This window comes from Gloeomargarita sp. SKYB120, from assembly GCA_025062155.1.
Classification (GTDB): domain Bacteria; phylum Cyanobacteriota; class Cyanobacteriia; order Gloeomargaritales; family Gloeomargaritaceae; genus Gloeomargarita.
Genome location: JANXAM010000001.1, coordinates 1 through 17,273 on the forward strand (window position 1 = coordinate 1; position 17,273 = coordinate 17,273).

Below are 17,273 nucleotides of genomic sequence, written 5' to 3' on the forward strand. Positions count from 1 at the left end.
TCCACAGTATCTCCCCGTTGAATCGTCAACTGCGCCGGCTGAAAGGCCAACATGCCATTGTCTGCCCCCATTTTGATCTGGTAGGTCGCCGCCCAAGCTGCCGGTTGGACCCCTAGCCCGACTAGTACAACCACCAGGCTCGCCAGACACCACCGTAAGAACTGTCTCCACATAGACCGATTCCCCCTGCCGCTAACAAATGTTTAGATTTGTTTAAGACATTACATAATCTAGCAAATCAGCCGGGCTGGCTTTTCCCCGTTATGATGGTAGAGCTGACCATGGGGGAAAGTCCGGTGCGAATCCGGCGCTGTGCCGCAGCAGTGATGGGCCTCGCCCTCAGCCTGAATGCCTCATGGTTGGTTGGTCCTGTACCCACCTGCGTCGCACGGGTGGAAGGAGTTTTCCATGGTTGCTGCCCACGTTCACTCAGTATTCAACTTATCAGACCATTTCCCAGCGTTGCCTTACCCGCGTCCGTTGTTGCTGGTGGGTCATGGCACGCGCGATGCCCAAGGGCGGGCTGATTTTCTCCGTTTTGCCCAAGCGTATGCCGCTTTGGACCCCAGTCGTCCAGTGGTCCCCTGTTTTCTGGAGTTAACCGAACCCTTGATTGCTCAGGGAATTGCCACCTGTGTCGCCGCCGGGTGGCGCGACATTTCAGTGGTGCCCCTGTTGCTGCTAGCGGCGCGGCATCTGAAGTTGGACATTACCCGGGAGTTGGACCGGGCGCGGGCGCAGTATCCGGGGTTGCAGATTCACTACGGGCGACACTTGGGACTGGCGCCGGAAATTTTGGCCCTGTGGCAGGAGCGACTTGCTCAGGTGGACCACCCGACCATTCCTCGCTCGGAGACGGTGGTGTTGTTGGTAGGACGGGGGGCCAGCGACCCGGATGCCAATAGCGATGTGTTCAAACTGGCGCGGCTGCTGTGGGAAGGGAGTGGTTACCTGACGGTGGAAGTCTGTTTCGTGGGCATTACCCATCCCCGGCTTGAAGAAGGCTGGCGGCGGGTATGGCTGCATCAACCCCGGCGCGTGATTGTCGTTCCCCACTTCTTGTTTACAGGTGTGCTGGTGCAACGAATTCAAGCGATGGCCCAGCAGATGCAGGCGGAGCATCCCGACGTTGCGATTACCTGTTTGCCGGAACTAGGCATCAACCCCACCTTGTTCGCGCTGGTGCGCCAGCGGGAGCGGGAAACCTTTGGTACGGACACGCCCATGAACTGCGATGTGTGCAAGTTCCGCCAGCTGGTGCTCTGTGGTAATTCCCATGACCATTCCCACGACCATCACCACAGCCACCCTCATGACCATGACCATCATCACGGTTATACCGACCCCTATCGAGACATTCAGGAATACCACCGGCGCATCTGGCGATGACCTATGACGTGATTGTGGTGGGGGCGGGACCGGCGGGTGGGAGCGCGGCCTATCATCTGGCAAAGCGGGGGCGTTCCGTTTTGCTACTAGAGCAGGCCCCTTTACCCCGCTACAAACCCTGTGGTGGTGGGGTCTCGCCCCAGGTGCAGGAGTGGTTTGACTTCGATTTCACACCGGCGATTTCCTGTGTCAGCCGCGAGATTCACTACACCTGGCGGTTGGAGGAGCCGGTGACGGTGGAACTGGCGGGTCTGGAGCCGATTTGGATGGTGCGCCGGGACGTGTTCGATTACTTCCTGGTGCAGCAGGCCCAACGACAGGGAGCGGTCCTGCAGGAGGCCACCGCCGTCACGGGAATTGCCTGGCTGGGAGACCGCTGGTGGGTGCAGACGACCCGCGAGCCTTTTCAGGGGCGTTATCTGGTTGCCGCTGACGGGGCCAAGGGCAAGCTGGCAAGCTGGCTGGGATTTCGCAACCGGAAACGGCGCTTGGCGGGGGCGTTGGAAGCCGAGGTGCCCGGGCCGGAGAACCCTCAGCCGCGCGTCTGCTTTGAATTTGGCCTGGTGAAAAATGGCTACGCCTGGAATTTCCCCAAGCGGGACGGGTTTTCCCTGGGTGTAGGGACGTTTATCGCTGGGGGTGAAACGCAGGATTTTCGCCAAATTTTGCGCACCTATGCCGCCTATTTCCAGGTGGACGTCTCCCAGGCGCGCCAGTACGGCCATCCCCTGTGCCTGTGGGATGCCCCTCAAGCCCTGCACACCCAAAACGCCCTGCTGGTGGGGGAAGCAGCTTGTGTGGTGGACCCTTTCACCGCCGAAGGCATCCGGCCTTCCCTCTGGACGGGCTGGCAAGCGGCCATCGCGCTAGACCGCGCATTGGCTGGAGACGCGACGGCGCTCGAACGCTACACGGAAACAGTCCAGAACACCTGGGGCCGCGATATGGTCTGGGCAAGACGCTTGGCGCAGGTGTTTTACCGCTGGCCGGGCTTGGCCTACCAGGTGGGGGTGAAACGCCCAGCGGCAACTCGCAAGTTTGCTGAGTTGTTCACGGGGAAAACCCACTACGCGGCGGTGGCCCAGTTGGCCCTGCAACGGCTGCGGCGGGCGCTCCTGCTCTGATTCCAGTAGGATGGGGGGTAGGCAACCGGCGGGAATCATGTTTGGCTATTTCCAACAGGTGGCCCTGCGGATTGAGTTGCGGGCCGACAAGGAACAAATTCGTCAAGCATTGGTAGAACCAGCAGCGCTGCAACAGTGGTGGTTTGCGGGATGGCCCTTGCAAACGCCTGTGGCGCCGGGTCGGTCGGCAGAATTGCGCTGGTCTGGTCTCATTCCGATTCGGGCGCGGGTGCAGCGCTTGGGAACAGACCTGCTGCAATGGGAATTCTGCGGTGGCGTGGACGGCCTACAGACGTGGTCTTGGGGCGACGGCTGGGTCCAGGTGCAGTTGGAAGCGGTATCCCTCTTGCCGTTGAGCGTGGGACAAGTTTGGCAGCTCTGGCGATTGCGAGATTATTTGCGCAGGCGGTCATGACGACAGCATCCTGGTTAACCCTAAGCCGGTTGCTAGTGATTCCGGGCGTTTTTGTGGCCCTGGCCCAAGAGGCGCGAGACTGGGCCGCCGGTTTATTTCTTTTGGGGGCGGTGACGGACGCCCTGGACGGTTACGTCGCCCGGCGGTGGCGGCAGGTCACGGATGTGGGCAAATGGCTCGACCCCCTAGTGGACAAGCTGCTGGTGATGGCGCCCCTACTGGCGCTGGTGGAATCCGGTGACGTGCCGGGTTGGGGGGTTTTTCTCTTGCTGGCGCGGGAGTTGACCATCACCGCCTGGCGGGCGCAGTTGCCGCAGGTTGTTGGCGCGGACCGCTGGGGCAAGGCCAAAACCGTTAGCCAGGTAGGAGCCGTGGTGGCGCTCCTGCTGTGGCCGGGCCTGCTCAGTCAAACCCTGTTTGCTGTCGCCGTTGTCATCACCTGGCTGTCGGGGATAATGTACCTATGGCCACCGAAAACCTCGTGACCCCAGGGCGATTGATCGTGCTCACCGGACCGAGCGGTGTGGGCAAGGGCACCCTGCTCAAATACCTGTGTCAGCGCCATCCCGAACTGCAGGTGTCGGTCTCGCTGACCACGCGCGACCCCCGTCCTGGCGAAATCCCCGGCCAGTCCTATATTTTCGTCAATCGTGCGGAATTTGAGGCCGCCATTGCCGCCGGCGATTTACTTGAGTGGGCAGAGTACGCAGGTCACTACTACGGCACGCCCCGCCAACCGGTGGAGGCTGCACTCCAACAAGGGAAGTGGGTCATTTTGGAAATTGAACTTCAGGGGGCGCGCCAGGTCCGGCGCTCCTTTCCCCAGGCCCAGTTGATTTTCATTTGCCCTCCCAGTTGGGAAACCCTGGAGCAACGGCTCCGCCAGCGGGGTCAGGACTCGGAAACGGCCATGCAAAAACGGCTTGCCCGCGCCAAAGAGGAACTCCAGGCCGCTTCCGAATTTGACGCCTGCATCGTCAACGACGACCTGGAGACCGCCCTGCAGGCGCTGGAGCAATGCCTGGGCCTGCCCGTCACAGCTTCAAGTTGCGAAACTGGGTGAGATGGGCGTCAAACAGGAGCTTGGCAACGCCGGTCGGGCCGTTGCGGTGCTTGGCAATGATCACTTCGGCAATCCCTCGGTCCGGCGTGTCCGGGTTGTAATACTCATCGCGGTACAACATGATCACCACGTCCGCGTCCTGTTCGATGCTGCCGCTTTCTCGCAAGTCTGACAGCAGGGGCCGCTTGTTGGTGCGATGTTCCACGCCGCGGCTCAGTTGCGACAACACGATCACGGGCACCTGAAGCTCCCGCGCCAGGGTTTTCAAACCGCGGGTCATACGCGACAGTTCCAATACGCGGTTTTCGGTGCCGCTATTGCCGCTGTCCATCAGTTGCAGGTAATCAATCAACACCAGCCCCAGGTTTCCCTGTTCCGCCAGCAGGCGGCGGCATTTGGAGCGGATTTCCATGAGCGTGGCGCTGGGGGAATCGTCAATAAAAATGGGCAATTGCGCCAGGGTGCTGATGGCCTGATTGAGTTGGGGCCACTCCTGCTCGGCAATTCGACCGGTGCGCAGCCGTGTGCTTTCGATGCGGGCTTCGCTCGCCAGCAGCCGGTACACCAACTGCTCCTTGGACATCTCCAAACTGAACAGGGCCACCGGCAATCGGTGCATGGCCGCGATATTGCGGGCGATGTTTAGGCAAAAGGAGGTTTTGCCCATCGAGGGGCGACCGGCGACGATGATCAAATCCGAGCGCTGGAACCCCTGGGTCAAAGCGTCCAGGTCGTAAAACCCGCAGGTGATGCCCGGCGGCAGCATATCCTCCGAGCGCTGTTCGATTTCGTGCCAAATGGCGCTGACCATTTCCGCCGTTGAGACCAGTTCCTGGCGGGGCTGGTGCTGGCAGACGGCAAAGATCTGCTGCTCTGCCTGGTCGAGCACCTGTTCGATCGGCAGGGTGGTCTCGTAGCCCAGGCGCAGGATGTTTTGACCCGCCTGGATCAACTGCCGCCGCAGGTACTTATCGGCCACCAGCGCCGCGTACTGGTCAATGTTGACCGCGCTGACCACCTGTTCGACCAACTGCACCAGCTTGGCGGGGCCCCCCACCTTTTCCAGCAACCCCTGGTCCTGCAGCCAGGTGGCCACGGCTGTCATGTCGGTGGGTTTGCCCTGGGTGTGCAGGCTCAAGGCCGCCCGGTAGATTTCCTGGTGGGCCTGGATGTAGAAAAATTCCGGCTTGAGGAGATGGCTGATGCGACCGATGGCCTCTGGGTCTAGCAAGATGCCGCCCAAGATAGCTTCTTCCGCCGCCACGTTCTGGGGCGGTAACTGGTGGGGCGAAAAACTAAATTCTGACGCCAGGGAACGGTTGGGCGCGTCCGACACCATAGGCGGGCCTGCATCTGCCCCCCATTGTAGCCGACGATGCCGGCGCCGACCCTAGGCGCAGGTCTGCAGGTACTGGTTCACCCGTTCCACCACCGTGTCCACCACGCTCGCCTGTTGCCGCAGTTGGGCGTCCATTTCCGCCTCTAGGGCTTTGACCTGTTCCGGGGGAATTTGTAGCAGGTGGACCAGTTTGGCGTAGGCCGCCTTTTCCTCTTCGTTGATCAGGGGTTCCTCGGGAGTGCGGCGGCTGGCCTGGATCACGGCATAGCCCAGTTGCAACACTAGAAGCTTTTCCGTCTCCGTCTGCAACTTCGGCACTAGCTCCTCCAAGGGGATGTTTTGGGTAACGTAGTCGTGCAACTCCTGGCGCAGGCGGGCCTGCTGGTCGGGGTCCTGGGCAAACAACTGGGAAAACCGGTCTAGGATCAGATGGCATTCCTCAGGGGACAGCTCGCCATCACTCCAGGACATGGCCGCCACCACCCTCAGGAGATTCATCTGCCGCGGAGAAATCGTCGGGGCTTCGCTCATCGCCGTTGCCATCGGGAGAACCTTCCTCAACCTTATCATGTCCCGTTTCCCCGACGTCCGGTTCGTTGCAATTTATTTGCATAGGTCGCCGCGACACCGCCGCCTGCTGCACCCATTCCCAGTCCAGAGGATTCCCAGGGCCTGTGGTTTGCCATTGCCAGAGAGCAGTAAAGGCTCCTGCGCCTTCGCCTCCATGCGGCCATAGCCGGTAGCAGGGAAAGGCCGCTAGATGGGATTGGGCCTCGCTCAACGCCGGAACAGGCACCGGCACCAGATGCGGGTCCTGCCGGAGCAGCCACTGGGCGTTCTCCTCGTTTTCCTCCAAGCTGTAGGTGCAGGTCATGTAAGCCAGATAGCCGCCCGGTTTGAGCAATTGCATCGCCCAGGCGAGAATGCGCCGCTGGCGTTGGCGGTTGAAGCGAATGGTGCGGGGATGAAAACAGCCTGGATTTTTGGCGCCCTTGGCCAGGAGGGATTGCCCAGAGCAGGGAGCGTCCACGATCACCACATCGGCGGTGTGGGCCAGGTGTTGGGCTAGGGTGGCTGGGTCCTGCTGCAGGACGACCCCCGGTATCCGACAGCGCCGCCAGTTGCTCAGCAGGGTCCGCACCCGCTTGCCGATGGGTTCGTTGGCGATCAAAAGCGATGGTTGCAGGTGACGCCAGGCCAAGACGCTCTTGCCCCCCGGTGCGGCGCACAGGTCAATCACGACGGGATGGGGGATCGAGATAGCGCCCAACACCGCCCCGGCAAACACCGACGACATATCCAAGCAGTAGTAGTAGCCCCGGTTGTGCAGGGGATGCCGGCCCGGTTGCAGGTCGGGGCAAACCCGGTCCACCCAGTCCGGTTGCCAGCGCAGCGGTGGGAGCACGGGAAAGGGCAAGACCTCCGGACGGGGCCGACACCAGGCCAGGCCGGTTGCCAACGGTTGGGGCGACAATAACGCCTGGGCAAAACGAGCTTGGGTTTCCGTCTCCTCCGGCCATAGCTGGGCCGCCAACTTGGCCAAAAAGCGCGGAATCGGCGTTGCCAGTACCATCAGGGCGTGGGAGACGGGTCGGGATTCTTCTTAGAAAACCCCCAGACAAACAGCAGCACAATCAGCGTCGTTGTCAGCCACTCCGGCGGCACCCAGGCGGGATGCAGGGCCTTGAGCAGCAAGCGTACCCCCACCAGCAACACCGTGGCGTAGCCCGCGTCCTGCAAATGGGTGTAGATCTCCAGCCAGCGGATAAACAGACCCGCCAAGCACCGCAGGGCAATGATTCCCATGACGCCGCCCAGGAGCACCAACCAGGTTTCCTCCGCCACCGCAATCGCCGTCGTGATGCTGTCTAGGGAAAAGGCTAAATCCGTCAAGGCCAGGGCGGGAATCACTTGCCAGAAGGAGGCCGTGGGGTCTAAGACCAGGGCTGGGTCATTGGCCGTTTCCGCCTGCCCCCGATGGCGCAGGTAATTCCAGACCAGCCAGAGCAAGTACAGGCCCCCCATCACCGAAACAATGGGAAATTGCAACACCCACGTCGCGGTCAGGATCAACACCACCCGCAGGACGAACGCCAGGGCCAGGCCCCAGTTCAAGGCCCGTTGCTCCAGTTTAGGGTCGTGCAGGTTCTGGACAATCGCCGCCAGGGCAATGGCGTTATCCGCCGACAAGACCGCCTCCAGCAGGACCAGAATCCCGACGATAAGCAGGGTCTGGAGGCCGAAGCGCTGGGGGACTTCGATGAGCTGGTCGAGCATGGCGGTCGGGGGCACAGTATTTCATAATGTAACAGATTGGTGCATTCAGCGGGCATTTCCGGCAAAGTAGACAGGGGAGTGCGGTTACGGAGGAAAACCATGGGACTGTCCGACACCCAGGTATTTGTGGCGCTGGTGCTGGCCCTGTTGCCCTTGGTCATGGCGGTGCGGCTGGGTCTGGCGCTGTATAAGTTCTAGGTTCAATGGCCAGCAATGCTCAAGCTCTACGGGGGAACTCGCTCCCGCGCCGCCATTGTGGCTTGGTATTTAGAGGAGCTGCAGGTTCCCTACGATTTTGTGCGGTTGGACATGGCGGCGGGCGCCCACCGGCAACCGGAATACCTGGCGATTCACCCGATGGGCAAGGTTCCGGCTCTGGTGGAGGACCACCTAGTGGTGTGGGAGTCGGGGGCGATCCTGCTCTACCTGGCGGATAAATACGGGCAATTGCCGCTGACGCCCGCTGAACGAGCGCCCCTGTACCAGTGGATTCTCTTTAGCAATTCCACCTTGGTCCAGGCTCTCGCTCAGCCGCCGGAGAAACGGGAGCAGGAACTAACGAGGTTGTTACCGCCCTTGCAGCAAATTCTGAGTGACCAGGACTACATCACCGGCTCCCAGTTCACAGTGGCGGACGTGGCGTTGGCCTCCATCCTGTTTTTTGCTGGGCAGATGTTTGGCCTAGATTTCAGTCCCTATCCAGCTATCGGGGCCTACCTGCAGCGCTGTCAGGCGCGTCCGGCCTGGCAAAAGGTGATGACGGTGACCTAGGCGACCATGCGCAACGACCCTCCCGAACTCCTGGCCAAGCGGCTGTGGTACCAAGGGCGCAAGTTCCGCTACGAGGTGAATCGCCTGCGCTTGCCCAACGGTGTCGAGGGTGAATGGGACTGTGTGCGCCATCCGGGTGGGGCGATGGCTGTGCCGGTGACGCCGGAAGGGCAATTGGTTCTGGTGCATCAGTACCGGTTTACCGCCCAGGGCCGCCTGCTGGAGTTTCCGGCGGGGACGGTGGAAAACGGCGAAGACCCCCTGCAGACCATCCAGCGGGAATTGCAAGAGGAGACGGGGTATTGTGCCCACACCTGGCAAGCCTTGGGGGAGTTCTTCCTGGCTCCGGGTTACTCCGACGAGGTGATCTACGCCTACTTGGCAACCGATTTGGCGCCCTTGGCGCGACAACCGGCACCGGAGGCGGACGAGGACATCCAGGTGGTGTTGTTGACACCGGCGCAACTGGCGGCGGCCATTGACCAAGGCGCAGGCGTAGACGCCAAGACCATCGCCGGGTTTTTCTTGGCGCGCCGTTATTTACAGAAGTTTGAAAACTAGGGGGCAAGGGCGCAAGCCTGATACCCTATAAGTCATGAGCGTCCGAGGTGGGGTTTATGGTGCAAGTCAATGCCGTGTTAATCTTTGCCTTTTGCCTGGCGTTGGTGCTATTCAGCCTCCAGAACATGGAGCCGGTGACGGTGCATCTGGTCGGTTCCTACAGCGTCAACTACCCCTTGGCGGTGGAATTGATCCTGGCGATGGGGGTGGGAGCGGTGCTGGCCTGGCTCTTTGGCGTGTGGAACCAGTTGCAACGGTGGCTGATCGCCCGGCGGGAATTGTGGCGGCGCGACCAAAAAATTGCCTCCCTGGAACGCGATATTGAACAGTACCGGCAACAACTCTCGCTACCCAGTTCGGTGGAAGAGACCGCCCGTTCATGAGTGGTCACGGGCGCAAGCATTCAACCTCTGGCGCAACAGGGGCCCAACGGCTGGCAAGCCACCTCCGGTCTCGCCATACCTCTCACTAGGACAACCGCGTGTGGGTAGGGGAAACCGAAACCTAGTCCCATCTTTTCCAGGTGCCGTGTGCCCTACCAGACCTAAACCGAAGAGCTGGCCCACGCCCAACTGGCCTGGCAACAGTGGGGTAAGGCGGGGTGAACAGCAAAGCCAGCGACGTTGGATTGACCTGCTGACATAGGTGCTCCCTCAGCAGACCCACCTAGTGCAATCCCTGCCGCGGTTGGCGGCCTACATCCAAGCGCAGTCATTGCCCGAGCCGCAGGTACTCGCATCCCTAACCGACCTAACGACTTAGGCGGAGCGACTCCAGCACCACCGGCAGCAACTGCATCAGTGTTACAGGCAACTGGACGCCCCCGACTTTGTCAATAGGCGTACCAGCAGGCCCAGCGCCAGTGGCAACACCTTTGTCAACAACTCGCTCCGGTTTACCAAACAGGTCAACAGACAGTTCCCTTAGCCTGGTCCTGGTTCCAAACCCTATCAGCAGGTTCAGGTCGACCAGTAACACCCTTGTGCACCCTCAATCGCCAATGAAGCTGCCGACCAAACCTTGACCCAGCAACTGCAAGCCTGGGAATACCAGCAGAAGGAGCTGCTAGCGGCCTTGCCGTGAGCGTGGTTGCAGGGTGGTTCCACGTCCCATGGGGCAGTCACTCACCCCCGATGAAGCGCACATCGTTCTTCTCCGGCGAACTCCAGATTCAGGCCAACGACCTGGGCAATGAACTGGATGTGATTCAAACAGGTTTGGTGGGGGTATCCGCTGGCGCTGTTGGGTTCAGGGAAGTAGCGTTGATGACGGGGGCGCGTCGGACTACCCACGTCATTGCCCTGAGTCCGACGCAGGTGGTGGTCTTGGGCTGCCAGGCGATGGCCCACTTGACGCAGCATCACCCCACTATTGCCGCTAAGGTGTTTACTCCATCTGGCCCACTTGATGGCTGAACGCCTGGGTTCGGTGCTGTAATCCCACCGCCTGTGAGAGAAAGGCTAGGTTGTGTTGCATCAACTTGGCAACCAAACCCTCTAAAATCTGGCGCACGACCCCAGGCCCCTGATAGACCCAGCCCGTGTAGATTTGCAATAAACAGGCACCCGCCGTGATCTTTTCCCAGGCATCCGCCGCGCTGAAAATGCCCCCAACGCCAATGATGGGAAGTTGTCCCTGGGTGTGCTGGTAAATGAACTGAATCAGTTGAGTAGAACGGTGGGCCAGCGGACATCCACTGAGTCCCCCGCTTTCGTGGCGATGGCGGCTTTTCAGGGCTGGGCGCGCCGTGGTGGTATTGGTGGCAATCACGCCCGCCAGATGGTAAGTCCGCACGAGTTCCAACAATTCCAGCACCGTCTCCTCCGATAAATCTGGGCTGATTTTGAGCAGCAGGGGTTTTTTCTGGCGGTTTTCCTGTTGCAGCGTCTCCAAAATCGGGGCCAGCAGTGAGCGCGTCTGTAGGTCCCGCAAACCTGGCGTATTGGGGGAACTCACATTGACCACAAAATAGTCGCCCCAGCGTTGCAATTGCTGAAACCCATAGCGATAGTCTTGCCAGGCCAGCTCTAGGGGTGTATCTTTGCCTTTGCCCAAATTGATACCGATGGGAATCGCCGGTTTTTGCCTGGACCATCCCTGTGCCAGTTGTGCCTTGAGGTGGGACACCCCTTGATTGTTAAACCCCATGCGGTTGATGAGGGCTTGATCCGCCGGTAAACGAAACAGGCGCGGACGCGGTTGACCCGCTTGTGCACAGGGCGTCACTGTTCCCAATTCCGCAAACCCAAACCCCAAATCCGCCCACCAATTCAGCCCTAGCCCGTCCTTATCAAAACCGGCTGCCAGGCCCAGGGGGTTGGGAAAGTGATAACCCCAAATCTGCTGATGCAAGGCCAAGTGGTTATAGGTGAATAATCGCCGCACCCCCAACTTCAGCCAGTGGTTTTGGCTAATATTCAACCGATGCAAGGTGTGGAGTAACGTTTGATGCGCCCATTCCGGGTCCAGCGTGAAGAGAAAGGGTCGCACGAGATGGGTATAGAAACTCACCGGTCAGCCATCAGTGACAGGGCGCGTCTATTTTAACCAACCGCCTTAGAAATAAATGGGGTTACCCCCTGCGACCCAAGGGATGACAACCCTATGGGCTATAAATTTAGTAAGGACCTAGCATGGCGGACTGGTTACAGAGATGAAGTATGCGTGGCTAAGTATCGGTTTGGCGCTAGTGGGTTTGGCGATGCCGGTGGGGGCGCAACCCGAGACGCTCCAACGCTTGAAAAATGGTCGGGAATGTGTGAATTGCAATCTCCAGGGCGCCGATTTGCGGGGTTTGAATTTAATTGGGGTGAATCTAACGGGGGCCAACCTGCAAGGGGCGCGTTTCGGTACCGAGGACAAGGATTTGAACCGGACGGCGTTGAGCCGAGCGAATTTGAGCAACGCGAATTTGCAGGGTGCGGATTTACGCAATACCAGTCTTGACAGGGCTAACTTGACCGGTGCGAATTTAACCGGTGCCAACCTAGCGGGCGCGAGTTTGATAGGGGCAAATTTGACCGGGGCCAATCTCCAGGGAGCTAATTTAACTGGAGCAGTACTCGTCAACACTAACTTGAGCAACGCCAATCTCACAGGTGCCCTGATGCCACGGGCGTTTATTGCCGAAGTGATTTACCAGAGCACTCGCTGGGTGGACGGTTCCCTGCGCAATTGAGAAATCGGCACTGTTTCGAGAAAGCTTAGACTAGAATTGTCACCCATTCGTGATGAGGGTTGGGTTATGCGAGGCTGGTCGTGGCTGGTAGCAGTCGGTCTGGTGAGTGTGACGGTTCAAGTGGGAGCGATAGACGCCCGGCCCTCTCGAGCGACAACTGGTCAAACCCAACAGCGCCTTACCTGCGAGTCCATCAATGGGCGCTACAAGACTTGTCCTGTGGACGCGCGGGGCGGTGTGCGCTTGGAACGCCAGTTGAGTAACGCTCGCTGTATCGAAAACCGCACCTGGGGCGTGAACGACCGAGGGATTTGGGTGGACAAGGGCTGCCGCGGCGTGTTCGTGGTCACGGCTGGGCCGGTAACCATGACGTGCCGTTCGGTGAATTTCAAGTACCAGTTTTGCCGAGTGAATACGCAGGGCGGCGTGCGGTTGCAACGCCAGTTGAGCCATAGCCCTTGTGTGCAAGGCCGCACCTGGGGCTACGACGACCAGGGTGTTTGGGTCGACAGGGGATGCGCCGCTGCGTTTTTGATTGGGGCGGGTTCCGGTGACACAGTTTGGCCGCCGGTGGTGGAACAGGTCGTCCGGTGCGAGTCGGTCAACAACCAGCGGGTGGTCTGTCCGGTAGCGACGCACGGGGTAACCGTAACCCTGGAGCAGCAGTTGAGCCGGGCGCCCTGTGTCCAAAACCAGACCTGGGGCGTTGACCGGCAAGGCATCTGGGTAGCCAGTGGTTGCCGGGGCAATTTTCGGATCCGTGGCTTCCCAACGGGTTCGGTCGGCCCATCGGTGGTGTGCCGGTCTTGTCCGGTGGCGACTCGCCAGGAGGTCTTAAAACCAGACCTGGGCTGTTGACGGGCAAGGGATTTCGGTGACCCAAGTCGTTCTGCAATGAGCCGCACCGCCAACCTGGTCGAGATTTTTTCGGCGATTCAAGGCGAAGGGCCTTATGTCGGGGAGCGCCAAATTTTTCTGCGGTTGGGAGGGTGTGACCTGCGTTGTCGGTTCTGTGATAGCGCTCATACCTGGCGACCCGTCGCCCAAGGCCGCGTGGAACAGACGCCAGGGGCGCGGGATTTTGTCACAGTGGCCAATCCGGTAACGGCGGCCCAGGTGTTGACCTGGCTAGAGCGGCAATACCAGGGGGGCACCCATACAGCCATCAGTCTTACAGGTGGGGAGCCGTTGCTGCACGCGGATTTTCTCGCCGAATTGCTCCCCGAATTGACCCGCCAGATTCCCTTGCCCCTGTACCTAGAAACGGGAGGCCATCGGCCCCAGGCGCTGGCCCGGGTGTTGCCTTGGATAAACATTGTGGCGATGGATTACAAACTCCCCAGCGTCAGCGGCGAACGCTATCACGAAGCCCACGCCCAGTTTCTCACCCTAGCGGTACAGGCGGGCGTCGAAGTCTTTGTCAAGATCGTGGTGGACCAGCGCACCCAACCGTCGGAGTTGGTGCAAGCCTTAGAGATGATTCGGGCGATTGACCCTCGGGTGCTGGTGGTGTTGCAACCGGTCACGCCCCGTCCGGCGAGTCCAGCACCCACGCCTGCCCAAGTCCTGGCCTGGCAAGCGTTGGCCCAGACGTATGTCCCGCGCGTGCGGGTGATCCCCCAAACCCATCCGTTGCTTGGGCAGTTATGACTGGATCACGACCGCCTCAATCGTGAGGGTGCGGCCACAGACGGCGGTAATCGCCCAGCGCAAGGGCGTGCCATAGGACTGAAGATGGGCCTGGATCTGGGGAATCAAATCGGTCAGGACGCCGTTCCAATCCAGGGTCGTGGTCACCAGGGTCAGGGTCATGGGTGGAAAAACGGGAGAGCTGTGCGTTAGCCTGATCCTAGCAGTGGTTGAGCGATGAACTATGAGTTCGACCGTGACGTCAACGCCGGTGGTGGTTTCTGAGCTAAATCCAGTGGCCGATTTGCTCCAGGAAACCTGGGCCTTGACGCGACGACTGTTGATTCAACTGCGGCGGCGACCGGCGACGTTGATTGCTGGCGTTCTCCAACCCTTGATGTGGCTGATTTTGTTTGGAGCCCTGTTTCAGAAGGCGCCAGCGGGGTTCTTGGGCGATGGCGTCCACTACGCCCAGTTCTTGAGCGCGGGGATTATTGTGTTTACGGCCTTTTCGGGGGCGTTGAACGCGGGTTTGCCGGTCATGTTTGACCGGGAATTCGGCTTTTTGAACCGCTTTTTGGTAGCTCCCCTGGTCTCGCGGTTTTCCATCATTTTGGCTTCGACGCTTTTTATCACGCTCCTGAGCTTGGTCCAGGCGGTGGCGGTGATGCTCACCAGCTATTTACTGGGTGGGGGCTTGCCCGACCTGCGGGGATGGCTCCTGGTGGTGGGCGTCATTTTGCTCTTGGTCCTGGGGATGACGGCCCTGAGTCTGGGGTTGACCTTCGCCCTGCCCAGTCACGTGGAGCTGCTGGCGGTGATTTTTGTGATGAATTTGCCCCTGTTGTTTGCCAGCACGGCGTTGGCCCCCTTGAGCTTTATGCCCCGTTGGCTGCAGGTGATAGCCAGCCTGAATCCCCTGAGTTACGCCATTGAGCCGATTCGCCACGTGTACCTGCAACCAGACTGGCACTGGTCGGATGGGGTTCTTTGGGCGCCCTGGGGTACGGTGACGTTGGGCATGGCAATGGGGGTATTGGTACTGTTTGACGCCCTGGCTATAGCCAGCGTGTGGCGGTTACTGCAACGGAAATTGAGCTAGGGACTGCCGAGGGGAGCTGGGACTGGCGTTGACCACCACCGACCACCGCCGACCCAATCGCTGCACCCACCAGTGCCCCTAGGGTCACCAATCCCAACCACAGCAAAAAGTTCGGCGCTGGTCCCTGGCGACTCACCTGGTCGAGCTTGGCCTCCAATGCTCTGACCTGGTCCAGCACGGCGTCGGTGCGGGGTAGGTTGGCAATCCCCTGGTTCAAACTCTGCAGGCTGCTGACCAGTTGGTTGAGGGTGTCTTGGGAGAGTTGCAGGGTTTGCAGTTGGGCGTGGAGCGCGTTCATCTGGGTCTGTAACGTCTGGATTTGCTGGTGCAATGGCTCCAGGGAAAAATGCTGTTCCAGTCGGGTGAGGGCTGCTGTCATTTCCTGCAGGTGGGGCGACAGGGTATCGGCGGGAGGACGGTGATACAACTCCTGCAGCCGCCCCTCTAGGGTTTGCAGTTGGGCCAAAAGTGGGTTCAGGTCTGGAGCCGCCGGCAACTCCGCCACCCAAGCCGGCTTTTGTTGTAACTGCTGCGCCAGTTCCGCCAGTCGGGTTTCCAGGCGTTGCCAGTGGTCGGCGGGCACCTGCTCTGTGACAGCAATCCCCACGTGCTCCGGCGCAGCGGCAATCATCGGCAAGACCGCGTTAATCCGTTCTTCCAGTTGCTCCTTCGTAAACTGTTTGGCCAAAAAGTCAAATCCGACAAAGGGATAACCAAACTTGCTCACCACCTCGTCGTAGCTGCTGGAGATGATGATCACCGGCGTATTGGCAAATTTGGGGTTGGCACGCAGGGCCTGGTACACGTCATAGCCGTTCATCCCCGGCATGATAAAGTCCAGCAGGATGACATCGGGGTTCACCTCTTCAGCTTTCGCCAGACCAGTAGGGCCGTCCTTGGCTTCGTACACCTCAAACCGGTCACCGGACAATTGCTCGACCAGTGACTTGCGGATCAAGAAGCTGTCATCAATCACCAAGATTTTATACTTCGTCATGCGGACTTCCCCCAAACAACCCCTGGTTTAGTTGTACCAGAGATTTTGGGTTTCCAGCGTTATCCCCACCACAGCGGCGCACGGGAATCCCCCGCTGGTGCAGATATTCCTTAATTTCGGCGATGGTCAATTCCCCGTAGTGCAACACGGAAGCCAACAGGGCGGCAGCAGCCTGGCCCTGGGTCAGGACCTCGGCAATGTGCTGGCAACAGCCTGCGCCCCCTGAAGCGATCACCGGTACGTTGACCCGCTGGGCAATTGTTTGGGTCAAGCGCAGGTCATAGCCCGCTTTGGTGCCGTCGGCGTCCATGCTGGTGACCAGAAGTTCTCCCGCGCCACGGCGCACGACCTCCTCCGCCCAGGCAATGGCGTCTTTTCCCGTATCTTCCCGACCGCCGCGTATCCACACCGTCCAGCGATTTCCCACCCAGCGGGCGTCAATGGCGATGACAATGCACTGGCGGCCAAAGCGTTCACTCGCCTGGTTGATCAAATCGGGGTTGCGCACCGCCGCCGAATTCAAACTCACCTTGTCGGCGCCCGCCCGTAGAATTGCCTTAATCGTTTCCAAATCGCCGATGCCGCCCCCCACCGTCAGCGGGATAAACACCTGGCTGGCGGTGCGTTCGATGACCTCAAACAGCACACGGCGACCTTCGTGGGTGGCGCTGATATCCAGAAACACCAGTTCATCGGCGCCAGCTTGGTCGTAAGCTTGGGCCAAGGCCACTGGGTCGCCCGCATCCCGCAGGTTGACAAAGTTCACCCCTTTGACGACGCGCCCGGCGTGGACGTCCAGGCAGGGGATAATGCGTTTAGCCAGCATAGAGACCACTATAGCAGGGGCTACAATATAACAAAGATTGCCTGCGGACGTGGCGGAATTGGTAGACGCGCTGGATTTAGGTTCCAGTCCGAATGGGTCAGAGTTCGAGTCTCTGCGTCCGCATGGAGCGTTTAATGGTTGGGCGGACGGATCAGACTCATCAATATTGCTAAACCGCTTCAGCTTTCGCTGAGAAAAAACCAAAGGCGGGGCTGTGCCCTGCAACCCAAGTAATAAATCGGCTAGGGTTTGCCAAAGAGATAGAGAGATCGCGGAGCTGCGCCCTGCAACTCAAGCGATGACAACTATAGATGACTCAGCCATTGCTTGCCAGAGACCATTGCAAACTAAGGACGGGGCTATGTCCTGCGCTCCCAGCAATAGCAAGCTAGAAGATTTGGCCAGCATGTGACCACTAGCGCTACCCAGGGTATTTTTTTAGTTTAATTTATCAACGCAGACCAAGGATTTTTCCCACTAAGGCATTACCCGCACTTTAACCTTGGCTTAATGTCCAGATCTCTGCAAATTTTTAGATTTTCTTTGCGCCTGCCCTCCTGTCATTTCAAAAACCCTGTGTTAATTTGACAGTGGATTTGCCT

General features: G+C 59.7%; 21 protein-coding genes, 1 tRNA gene, 1 pseudogene and 1 riboswitch. Of the genes and pseudogenes, 15 read left to right on the forward strand and 8 right to left on the reverse strand.

The window, feature by feature from the left end; genetic code table 11:
- Positions 1 to 247: 247 nt before the first annotated feature.
- A riboswitch (cobalamin riboswitch) is annotated at positions 248 to 373 on the forward strand.
- 89 nt (positions 374 to 462) lie between these two features.
- Genes NZ705_00005 through gmk form a run of 5 tightly spaced genes read left to right on the forward strand, consistent with a single transcriptional unit; the run spans position 463 to position 3,991 of the window.
- The gene (locus tag NZ705_00005; GenBank protein ID MCS7291346.1) at positions 463 to 1,389 is read left to right on the forward strand and encodes a sirohydrochlorin chelatase; all 927 of its coding nucleotides are present in this window, start codon (positions 463 to 465) and stop codon (positions 1,387 to 1,389) included.
- Entirely contained in the window at positions 1,386 to 2,513 is a 1,128-nt protein-coding gene (locus tag NZ705_00010) for a geranylgeranyl reductase family protein (protein ID MCS7291347.1), read from the forward strand. The genes NZ705_00005 and NZ705_00010 overlap by 4 nt, the downstream gene beginning before the upstream one ends.
- A gap of 37 nt (positions 2,514 to 2,550) precedes the next feature.
- Complete coding sequence (locus tag NZ705_00015) at positions 2,551 to 2,928, forward strand: hypothetical protein (protein MCS7291348.1); 378 nt, start codon at positions 2,551 to 2,553, stop codon at positions 2,926 to 2,928.
- The gene (gene pgsA / locus NZ705_00020; GenBank protein MCS7291349.1) at positions 2,925 to 3,413 is read left to right on the forward strand and encodes a CDP-diacylglycerol--glycerol-3-phosphate 3-phosphatidyltransferase; all 489 of its coding nucleotides are present in this window, start codon (positions 2,925 to 2,927) and stop codon (positions 3,411 to 3,413) included. The genes NZ705_00015 and pgsA overlap by 4 nt, the downstream gene beginning before the upstream one ends.
- On the forward strand, positions 3,392 to 3,991 hold the full coding sequence (gmk, locus tag NZ705_00025) for a guanylate kinase (protein ID MCS7291350.1): 600 nt from the start codon (positions 3,392 to 3,394) through the stop codon (positions 3,989 to 3,991). Before pgsA ends, gmk begins: the two co-directional genes overlap by 22 nt.
- Here the strand turns inward: gmk and dnaB are convergent.
- The 4 genes from dnaB to NZ705_00045 are packed head-to-tail and all read right to left on the reverse strand — an operon-like array spanning position 3,963 to position 7,622.
- The gene (gene dnaB / locus NZ705_00030) at positions 3,963 to 5,330 is read right to left on the reverse strand and encodes a replicative DNA helicase (protein MCS7291351.1); all 1,368 of its coding nucleotides are present in this window, start codon (positions 5,328 to 5,330) and stop codon (positions 3,963 to 3,965) included. The genes gmk and dnaB overlap by 29 nt on opposite strands.
- Positions 5,331 to 5,381: 51 nt before the next feature.
- Complete coding sequence (locus NZ705_00035; protein ID MCS7291352.1) at positions 5,382 to 5,861, reverse strand: TerB family tellurite resistance protein; 480 nt, start codon at positions 5,859 to 5,861, stop codon at positions 5,382 to 5,384.
- Positions 5,788 to 6,903, reverse strand: a complete 1,116-nt coding sequence (locus NZ705_00040) for an RsmB/NOP family class I SAM-dependent RNA methyltransferase (protein ID MCS7291353.1) — start codon at positions 6,901 to 6,903, stop codon at positions 5,788 to 5,790. Before NZ705_00040 ends, NZ705_00035 begins: the two co-directional genes overlap by 74 nt.
- Positions 6,903 to 7,622: a hypothetical protein gene (locus tag NZ705_00045; protein MCS7291354.1), complete on the reverse strand. Its 720-nt coding sequence runs from the start codon at positions 7,620 to 7,622 to the stop codon at positions 6,903 to 6,905. The genes NZ705_00040 and NZ705_00045 overlap by 1 nt, the downstream gene beginning before the upstream one ends.
- Before the next feature lie 84 nt (positions 7,623 to 7,706).
- Here NZ705_00045 and psaM point away from each other — a divergent pair, with 84 nt between their 5' ends.
- The 5 genes from psaM (at position 7,707) to NZ705_00070 (ending at position 10,354) form a co-directional block, all read left to right on the forward strand.
- On the forward strand, positions 7,707 to 7,805 hold the full coding sequence (gene psaM / locus NZ705_00050) for a photosystem I reaction center subunit XII (GenBank protein ID MCS7291355.1): 99 nt from the start codon (positions 7,707 to 7,709) through the stop codon (positions 7,803 to 7,805).
- Positions 7,806 to 7,820: 15 nt separating this feature from the next.
- Complete coding sequence (locus tag NZ705_00055; protein ID MCS7291356.1) at positions 7,821 to 8,378, forward strand: glutathione S-transferase family protein; 558 nt, start codon at positions 7,821 to 7,823, stop codon at positions 8,376 to 8,378.
- Positions 8,379 to 8,384: 6 nt separating this feature from the next.
- Positions 8,385 to 8,939 (forward strand): NUDIX hydrolase, encoded by a 555-nt coding sequence (locus NZ705_00060; GenBank protein ID MCS7291357.1) that lies wholly within the window; start codon positions 8,385 to 8,387, stop codon positions 8,937 to 8,939.
- Positions 8,940 to 8,995: 56 nt separating this feature from the next.
- Complete coding sequence (locus NZ705_00065) at positions 8,996 to 9,322, forward strand: LapA family protein (GenBank protein ID MCS7291358.1); 327 nt, start codon at positions 8,996 to 8,998, stop codon at positions 9,320 to 9,322.
- A gap of 750 nt (positions 9,323 to 10,072) precedes the next feature.
- Complete coding sequence (locus NZ705_00070) at positions 10,073 to 10,354, forward strand: hypothetical protein (GenBank protein ID MCS7291359.1); 282 nt, start codon at positions 10,073 to 10,075, stop codon at positions 10,352 to 10,354.
- On the opposite strand, the gene NZ705_00075 is transcribed toward NZ705_00070, so the two are convergent.
- Positions 10,326 to 11,450: a quinone-dependent dihydroorotate dehydrogenase gene (locus NZ705_00075; GenBank protein ID MCS7291360.1), complete on the reverse strand. Its 1,125-nt coding sequence runs from the start codon at positions 11,448 to 11,450 to the stop codon at positions 10,326 to 10,328. The genes NZ705_00070 and NZ705_00075 overlap by 29 nt on opposite strands.
- Before the next feature lie 142 nt (positions 11,451 to 11,592).
- Here NZ705_00075 and NZ705_00080 point away from each other — a divergent pair, with 142 nt between their 5' ends.
- From NZ705_00080 to NZ705_00090, 3 genes are all read left to right on the forward strand, one after another.
- Positions 11,593 to 12,117, forward strand: coding sequence for a pentapeptide repeat-containing protein (locus tag NZ705_00080; protein MCS7291361.1), 525 nt, complete (start codon positions 11,593 to 11,595; stop codon positions 12,115 to 12,117).
- Between the two features lie 66 nt (positions 12,118 to 12,183).
- A complete protein-coding gene (locus tag NZ705_00085) occupies positions 12,184 to 12,975 on the forward strand; it encodes a DUF3011 domain-containing protein (protein ID MCS7291362.1) in 792 nt (263 codons plus the stop codon).
- A gap of 36 nt (positions 12,976 to 13,011) precedes the next feature.
- Positions 13,012 to 13,767: a 7-carboxy-7-deazaguanine synthase QueE gene (locus tag NZ705_00090; protein MCS7291363.1), complete on the forward strand. Its 756-nt coding sequence runs from the start codon at positions 13,012 to 13,014 to the stop codon at positions 13,765 to 13,767.
- Here NZ705_00090 and NZ705_00095 read toward each other — a convergent pair.
- Complete coding sequence (locus NZ705_00095) at positions 13,762 to 13,929, reverse strand: hypothetical protein (GenBank protein ID MCS7291364.1); 168 nt, start codon at positions 13,927 to 13,929, stop codon at positions 13,762 to 13,764. The two genes, NZ705_00090 and NZ705_00095, sit on opposite strands and share 6 nt — an antisense overlap.
- 61 nt (positions 13,930 to 13,990) lie before the next feature.
- On the opposite strand from NZ705_00095, the gene NZ705_00100 reads away from it, so the two are divergent.
- Positions 13,991 to 14,848, forward strand: a complete 858-nt coding sequence (locus NZ705_00100; GenBank protein ID MCS7291365.1) for an ABC transporter permease — start codon at positions 13,991 to 13,993, stop codon at positions 14,846 to 14,848.
- Here NZ705_00100 and NZ705_00105 read toward each other — a convergent pair.
- Both NZ705_00105 and hisF read right to left on the reverse strand, forming a co-directional pair.
- Positions 14,805 to 15,845: a response regulator gene (locus NZ705_00105; GenBank protein MCS7291366.1), complete on the reverse strand. Its 1,041-nt coding sequence runs from the start codon at positions 15,843 to 15,845 to the stop codon at positions 14,805 to 14,807. The two genes, NZ705_00100 and NZ705_00105, sit on opposite strands and share 44 nt — an antisense overlap.
- 88 nt (positions 15,846 to 15,933) lie before the next feature.
- Positions 15,934 to 16,671, reverse strand: a pseudogene (gene hisF, locus NZ705_00110) (imidazole glycerol phosphate synthase subunit HisF).
- A 43-nt stretch (positions 16,672 to 16,714) separates the two neighbouring features.
- Between hisF and NZ705_00115 the strand changes: the two are divergent.
- Positions 16,715 to 16,794 (forward strand) — tRNA-Leu (locus NZ705_00115).
- Positions 16,795 to 17,273 lie beyond the last annotated feature (479 nt).